The following is a 1,559-nucleotide window of genomic DNA, read 5'->3' on the forward strand; positions in this document are numbered from 1 at the left end:
TAACAACACGCCCTGAGGTGGACAACTAGTAAAATTTAGCTATTTACAGCAAATTTTAATAGCGGTGAGCCTCTTTGTTTTAGGGCCTCTAAGTATTTTGACTCATCGTAGGGCGTATTGGTTTTCCAACACCTAAATACTATTCTGATCCACTTGAAAGCAAGCGATCTTATGATGCTATTATGTGGTTTCCCTTTGCTTTTTTGTTGTTCATAATAAGCCTTAGCCCAAAATGAATAACGGATGGAAAAGCCTGCCCATTCTACAAAAGTTTGCCTTAAAAATGTTGGGCAACTATATCGCCAATGCGTCCACATTTTCTTGCCACTACGCTCAATGACAGGCGCAATTCCTGCGTATTTTTGTAGATCGGATGCATCATTGTAACGCTCTCTGTTACTGCCAAAGGCAACTAATAGACGTGGCGCAAGTTGTGGTCCTGCACCAGGAAGACTATCAAAAATAGGTTTGTCCTGTTGTACTTTGTATGCCTGCTTTATGACTTTATCAAGTGATTCAATGCCTTTTAATAACACTTTAAATTGTACAATGAGCACACCAACTAAGAGTTCATTCGGCTCTATCACGCCCTTGTCTTCGGTTAAGGGTATGGCATGTTTAATACTCAAAATACGTGCGTCATTCACATGGGCGTAATGTGAATTATGGCTGTTAAAAAAATTTAATAGTGTTTGTTTTCTTGCTCTTTTAGCATGAGCGAGTGACGGCCATTTACTGATGAAGTCGCAAAAGATGAAGGTGTCTTTTTCTTTAAACCATTCAAGTGCTTGTGGGTAATAATTCTTTAATGTGGCGGTTAGCTTATTCGATAAGTTCACGCTGTCTTGTACCAAGTTTCTTCGATATTCGACCAACTGTGTCAGTGAACGCATCGATGCTGATTCGGGTTCAATAACGGTGAGCTTGTCCATATGCAGGGTCAGTATTTCAACTTGTATTAGCGCATCGGAGGGGTCATCTTTTGCGTTACTTGGCGTAAAGGCTTTACGATAATTAGCAACCGATGAAGGGTTAATGGTAAATAAGGTGAGGTGGCTATATTTAGCTAAGGCATAAATGAGTGGCCCTTTTTTGAGTTCACAAGCCACGGCAATTTGTTGATTTGGGTAGCGCTGTTTAAGGCTCATGGCCCAATCATGTAGCGCTTCGGGCTTATTCTTAATAATGCAATAGTGGTACTTTTCTGTGTGACTGGGATGTTCACATATATCGTGTTTGGTATCTGCCCAATCGATGCCAATTAAAGCAGCGAAATCATTAATATTATATGCTTTCATTTTGCAGCTCCTCCGAGTAAAGTTACAGATGGAATGTGCTTAAATCTCGTTTCTCGCAGGTCTTATAGATAGTCGTGGTCGGCAATCCCTGAGTATGCGTTTTGAAATGAGTTGCTCTGTTGGTTCGAACGTCTTGTTAGAAACATTGGATGTTTGCCATTCAATATTCGTAACCAACAGAAGCATGTTCCACCTAATATAATAGTAAGTTACTTTGTTATATAAGTGGAATGGTCCAACTATAAGCCATTCAAGCAGGAC

At 40.2% G+C, this 1,559-nt stretch carries 1 protein-coding gene; it reads right to left on the reverse strand.

Going from position 1 to position 1,559, the window contains the following annotated elements:
• Positions 1-35 precede the first annotated feature (35 nt).
• Positions 36-1,283, reverse strand: a complete 1,248-nt coding sequence (locus tag H4J67_RS19875; RefSeq protein ID WP_182204875.1) for an IS110 family transposase — start codon at positions 1,281-1,283, stop codon at positions 36-38.
• Positions 1,284-1,559: the final 276 nt, after the last annotated feature.

This window comes from Colwellia sp. BRX10-4, from assembly GCF_014077465.1.
GTDB lineage: Bacteria > Pseudomonadota > Gammaproteobacteria > Enterobacterales > Alteromonadaceae > Colwellia_A.